Raw genomic sequence first — 234 nt, forward strand, 5'->3', positions numbered from 1 at the left:
CCGAGACCGCAAACTGCTTCCAGCCACTCGCCGTGCCGTTCTGAATGAGCTGCGCCCACAGCGTATCGGTGCCGGCTGACGTCCCGGCATCGAACACCACATTGGCGCCCGACGGCACATTGATCGCATGGCCTGCGGTCTGCGCCACGCCGTTGATCAGGAACTCGCCACCGGCCACCGTGCCGTTCGAATCCCACAGCTGCAACTGATACGTGGCATTGCTTGGATCGGACA

The 234-nt window shown here is 63.2% G+C and carries 1 protein-coding gene; it reads right to left on the minus strand.

Features of this window, described 5'->3' with window-relative positions; genetic code table 11:
- A partial coding sequence (locus FNJ47_RS49060; protein ID WP_430649508.1) for a hypothetical protein occupies positions 1 to 234 on the minus strand: 234 nt, incomplete at both ends.

Source organism: Bradyrhizobium uaiense (assembly GCF_010811875.1).
Taxonomy (GTDB): Bacteria; Pseudomonadota; Alphaproteobacteria; order Rhizobiales; family Xanthobacteraceae; genus Bradyrhizobium; species Bradyrhizobium uaiense.